We start from the raw sequence: 5,411 nt of genomic DNA on the forward strand, positions 1-5,411 counted from the left end.
GCGCAGGGTGTAGCCCAGCGTGGCACTCCACAAAGCGTTGACCATGTGGCCCGCGCTGGCCGATTCGCGCAGGGTGGCACCGGGCACCGTGCCTGCGTTAAACACCTCTACCGGCAGACCCAGCAGGCCCTGCAGACGGCCCCCGGCGGTGGCCAGCTCGAAAGCCCCGTCGGCCGTGCGCTGGGTGGTGGTTTGCGGGTCCAGGTCGGCCAGCAGATCGGCCCCGTTGGCGGCAAAGGCGGACCGGGTGCTGCTGGTGTTGTTGGTGGGCGTGCCCTGGGCCACCAGTTTCATCCCGGCGCTGTGCTGGTGGTTGTCCAGCAGGCTGGCGAACAGCGTGGCGGCGGAGTCGGGGGTTTGCGTCCAGTCCACGCCCAACACCACCAGGCGGTCGATGGGGTCGGTCAGGGTGGCTCCGTTGCGCATGTCGTTGGCGGTGACATTGATGGCCATGCCGGCTTTGACGGCGGCAGGGTAGTCCACCAGCCAGGCTCGGTCGCCGCCAAACGGGTCTTTGTCGGCCTCGGCTTCGTCGGTGGCCGTGAGCGGGTCGAACGCCGGGTTCATGGGCAGCAGGTCGGCCACCGGCTGGCCCCAGACGCGGAACACCTCGCGGCCCCGGCTCTGGCCCACCACCACAAAGCGGTCTGGCAGGGCGGCGGCGTACACCGTGGCGCCGTCGCGGCTGGCCTGGGGTATAGCTGCGTCGTCAAACTGCGGGCTGGCCAGCACCACGTTGGCATCGTCGATGCGGCGGCCCAACTGGTCGAAGTTCGTGGGTGTGGTGCTGCGCACGATCCAGGCGGCGCGCGCCGGGGTGTAGATGCGGGCAATCTGCAGCCAGGGCGATGTGGTGTCGCTGGGGGTGGTAAAGCGCTCGGTCCAGTAGCGCTTGCCCTCGGCAGTTTCGGCTGCGCTCAGGCCCGGTTCGTGGCCAAAGGTGTGGATGGCATCGGGGTAGATGCGCACCATTAGCAGGCTTGCATCGGCCGTGTAGCGGGTTTGTACCGCTACCGGCAGCAACACTACCGGGTGGGCGGCATCCAGCGCCTCGACCAGTGGGGCCGGGTTGTCCGGGGGGAGTTGCAGCAGGCCCAGCAGGTCTTGCGACAGGTTCTGGATGCCTTGCAGTTGTTTGCCAGTAGCTTGCAGCGCTGACTGGGCGGTACGGCGCAGTGCGCTTACCTGTTGGCGCTGTGCTTGCAGCGCATCGGCGTTGGCACCGCTGCGGGCCAGGCTGTCCAGTGCCGCCTGGGCTTGCTGCCAGGCCAGGGTGGCGCTGCGCTGGGCATCGCGCTGGCGCACCAGGTCGGCGCGGGCCGCCTGCAGTGCGTCCAGATTCAGGTTGAGTGCGGGCATGGCAAAGTCCTCAGGTTTTCAGATCGGCACCCACGAAGTAGGCGCGGAACGGTTGCTGCAGCAGGGCCCGGGCGATTTCCGCGGCATTGGCGCTGGCCGTCAGCATGGGGAAGCCGGTGAATGCCGAGGGCGGGGCCTGGCGCAGCCCGGCCAGCGTGACAAAGCCGCCCGGTGGCACGGCCAGGTGGCTCCAGGACAAGGCCTTGTAGCTGTTGTACTGGCTGTACAGCGGCGTGGCCAGTGCGGTCTGCAGGGCGTTGCGCCGGGGTGGGCCGGTGCGGGCCTGGCCGGGTGCGGGCTCGTCTACATCAAAGCCAAAGCGCGGCTCGGTCATTTGCTCTTCCAGCACAAAGCACCATTGGTCGGCTTCTGCGGCGTCGATGTCAAAACCAAAGAAGCTGATGTCTACGCCGACGGTGCCGCTGAAGCGCGGCGTGGCCAGTGCGCCATCGGGCCGCAGGCCTTGCGCGTCTTTTTGCAAGCTGTCGGCCCCTGCGGTTTTCTTCCAGGCGTACACCGCGGTATTGGGGTAGCGGCGCAGCAACTGGCCGCGCACCAGCAGCACCACCGGGTTGATACGTTTGTTCTGGGCGTTGCGGATGAACGGGCTCACCTGGTCGCTGCGCAGGCCCAGCGGCTGCGCGCCCCACTGGTGGATGGGCTGGATGTCGTCCAGCGGTGTGTAGGTGTAGGTGGGTGCAGGGCCAATGCTGCTGCGGTCCCAAAAGCGCTGGAACGGGGTGCCACGCAGGTCGGTGGGAAAGCCGCGCCACAGCAGCTCGCGGTTCATCTCGCAGTTGGCTCCGGCCATGAAGCTGTCGATGAAATGCTGGTTTACCTTGGCCAGCATCACCAGGTCTTGTGGAATGCCGTCCACCCCTGGCATGAAGGCGTTGGGGTTCCAGCGGGACAAACGCTGGTACAGCGGCTCGGGCAGCGTGGGCCAGGCCATTACGCGGTCGAACAGCGCGGGCACCATGAAGCGCTGGCGGGCAAAAGCATCGGTGATGGACAGACAGGCTGACACAAAGGCATTGCCCTCGGTGGCCGCCAGATGTGCCACCGACACCGTGCTGGCCAGACGCGCGCGCAGCGTGGTGTCGGGCTGGGTGGCCGCGGTGATGGCGCTGCGGGCTGCCGCCAGGCTGAAGTCCACCGGCTGCACCTGCACCTGGCTTTGCACAAAGCCGTCTTTCCACAGCTGCTGGCTGCCCCGGGTGGCGACGGCGTAGCGGTTCAGGATGTCGCGCTGGCGCAGTGCGGGCGGCAGGGTCAGCGTAGCCACCGTCAAGTTGGGCTGCGCGGCCAGCGAGCCGACGATTTCAAACCCGGTGTTGACGCTGAAATGTGGCTTCTCGGCATCGGCCACCACCGACTGCACCGCGTTCAAGGGCAGTGCCGCAAACACGCCTGCGGTGCTGTACTTGCGGCCATCGGCAATGCGCAGGCTGCCCAGGCTGGCACCCACCACGGCGCGTGCCGCCACGCCCTTGCGGACGGGGGGCGTGACATCACGCCGGGCGGTGTCCAGCTCGCGCACCAGCGCGCGGTTCAGGCGCAGGCTGCCGCTGCGGGCATCCAGCTTCAAGGTGCTGAACTGCAGACTGGCCTGCTGGTTGTCGGCCGCGGCATGGGCCTCCACCAAAACGCCCTCCACACCCCGGTGGCCCAGCGACTCGACGGTGCGGGCCACCACGCCCCAGTCGGTGGATTGCACCGTGGGCATGGCGCTGGCCAACTGGCTGAAGCGCTCCACATGCAAGTCGGTGAACACGCCCAGGTGCTGGCCTGCGCGGATCTGCAACCCAGGCATGCCACGCTGGGCCAGCGCCGTCTCGAAGCCCTTGGCGGCGGTTTGCAAATCACGCACCTGGCCCACGGTGGTCTGGCCCAAGCCGATGTTGCGCAGGTCCAGCAGGCGGTCGGCGGCACCGTCCAGGTTCAGTGCGTCCAGCGCTTTGCTGCCGACAATGCCGTCGGGCAAAAATGCGTTGACGGTGAAGGCAGCGCTGCGCTGGGTGGCTGCGGCCATGGCCCCTACGTAGCGCCGGGTCTGTCCGGCCAGCGCGGGCAGGTTGGCGTTGAGCCGGGCGGCCATGCGCAGGCTGCGCCGCTGCGGTGTGGTGGCGCGGCGCATGGCCGTGTCGGTAAGCGCGCTGGGCAGGCTGGTGCGGGCGATCTGCCCGCCCACCGAACCGGCCACGTTGCCGATGCGGTAGGCCGTGCCGTTGACCACTTGGGCTTCGATGCGGCCCAGCGCGGGCCCCATCACCTGCAGCAGCCGCTCGGGGGGGAGGGTGTCGAAATGCTTGGCCTTTAATGCCCGCTGCCCCTCGATGGCCAGGCGGGTCAGGTTGAAGCGCATTTCGGCATCCTGGATGCGGCCAATCTGGCCCCAGGCGGCATCCATGAAGATCTCTTGGTTTTGCCGCACCACCTCGGCCCCATAGCCCGCCGCGCCGCGGTAGCGCGGGTTCAGGTTCAGCCCGGCTACCCAGTGCGACGGAATCTCCGCCAGCGCTACCTGGTGTTTTTTGGCATGCCAGCCGCCCACCATGTCCGGCTTGACCTCGATGCGCCGCCCGGCGGCATTGGTGGGGCCGTCGGCCACCGGGTCGGCCACGTTGGCCTGCGGGGTGTTGACGATCAGCGCCAGGCTTTCGGCCTGGGTTGGGTCGGGCGCGCTGCCAGGGGTGTAGCTGATGGGCACCAGCGCGCCTTCCATGGTGGCCACGGCCCCCTGCACAAAACTGGTCAGCACCGGGTCCACGCCCATGGGCGCAGTGCCTACGCGGCTGAGCAAGGCGGCTACCTCGGCGTTGCCGGTGTAGGCGTTGGGGGTTTTAAGCCGCCGCGCCAGCGATTCAAAGTCGCCGCCCGGCCCGGTAGAAAACTCCCAGTGGTAGTACACCGGCAGCAGCACATCGGCGGCCTGCTGCACATCCCAGGCCGGGCCCAGGGTGGCCATGGCCGCAGGTTGGGCTTCGGCCAGACCCAGGCCGCGCAGCCGCCCGGGCTCGAAGGCGGGCACCACGCAGGCCACGTAGTCGGTCAGCGGCAGCAGGCGGCGCGGGCACACCAGGCGTGAGGCGTTGCGGGTGGGGTCGGCTTGCAGGTCGCTTTGGATGCCGGGAGCGTCGTCCCGGTGGCTGACCACCTGCGCATGCGCCCAGGACCAGGATTCGGCCAACGGCGGCAGCTCGGTAGCCACGTCGGCTGCGGCAATGCGCACCGTGGGCAGCGGGCCTTGGGGTGGCATTTTGGGCGTGCCCACCTTGGATTTTTCCAGCACCAGCAGCACCAGCCAGGGGCGCAGGCGGTCGTCGGCATGGGCCAGGGCCGGGGTCAGCATCCACGGGAAGTCGGGCGGATCAAAGTCCACGATGGCCAGGTAATTGGGCTCGAAGTTGCGCGCCTGGGGCTTGGGATCGGTGCGTAGCACCAGCCGGGCGTCGATACCGATCACGTCGCCGGGGCCGTGCAGTTGCAGGGCCAACGGGTCGATGGCGGTGCCCGCGTGCGGCGCGGCTAAGGCCACGTTGATCTGCGCCGTGGCGCGGGCGGGCAGCAGCGGGCCCACGCCCAGGGTGTCGCTAGCGGTCAGGGCCACGCTCAGGCCCCGGCGGACCCAGGGCATGAACTGGTAGGCAACGGCGGTACTGGTGGCCATAGGAATGCTCCGGTACGCAGGCTAAAACGCCTGTACGGTTTCAAACGATTCGACGATTTGCAGCGCCTTGCCGCTGGCCCCCACCAGGTCGTGCGCGGCCCAGTACGACTGCGCGGCGGCTCCGGCCAGGGGCGTGCCTGCCAGGGTGCCGCTGGCACTGTCGATGGTGTGCAGCGGTGCCGGGTTGACGGCAATCTTGACCTCGGTAGCGGGCTGCAGCCGGGCCGGGCGGCGCAGCTCCGAGCGGGCCGCCGCACCCAGCGACGTCGCCCAGCGGGCATGGCCCACTTCCACCAAGGCACCCCGCGACAGAATCGAGCTGGTGGCGGTTTTGGGCGTGGACAGGTTGACCTCTTCGTAGTCAAACACGTCTTTGGCGGTG

Annotated in this window: 3 protein-coding genes; all 3 read right to left on the bottom strand. The window is 68.6% G+C overall.

Going from position 1 to position 5,411, the window contains the following annotated elements:
- On the bottom strand, nt 1-1,359 hold a 1,359-nt coding region (locus ABI213_RS18475; protein WP_348028157.1), incomplete at its 3' end, for a hypothetical protein.
- Nucleotides 1,360-1,369: 10 nt separating this feature from the next.
- Complete coding sequence (locus ABI213_RS18480; protein ID WP_348028159.1) at nt 1,370-5,029, bottom strand: hypothetical protein; 3,660 nt, start codon at nt 5,027-5,029, stop codon at nt 1,370-1,372.
- Nucleotides 5,030-5,050: 21 nt separating this feature from the next.
- A partial coding sequence (locus ABI213_RS18485; RefSeq protein WP_348028161.1) for a hypothetical protein occupies nt 5,051-5,411 on the bottom strand: 361 nt, incomplete at its 5' end.

Origin of the sequence: Rhodoferax sp. (assembly GCF_039922535.1) — a bacterium.
Lineage (GTDB): Bacteria > Pseudomonadota > Gammaproteobacteria > Burkholderiales > Burkholderiaceae_C > Rhodoferax_B.

Bases quoted from the DNA above. Each gene is read 5' to 3' on its own strand.
- ABI213_RS18480 (WP_348028159.1), bottom strand. From the start codon at position 5,029: ATGGCCACCAGTACCGCCGTTGCCTACCAGTTCATGCCCTGGGTCCGC.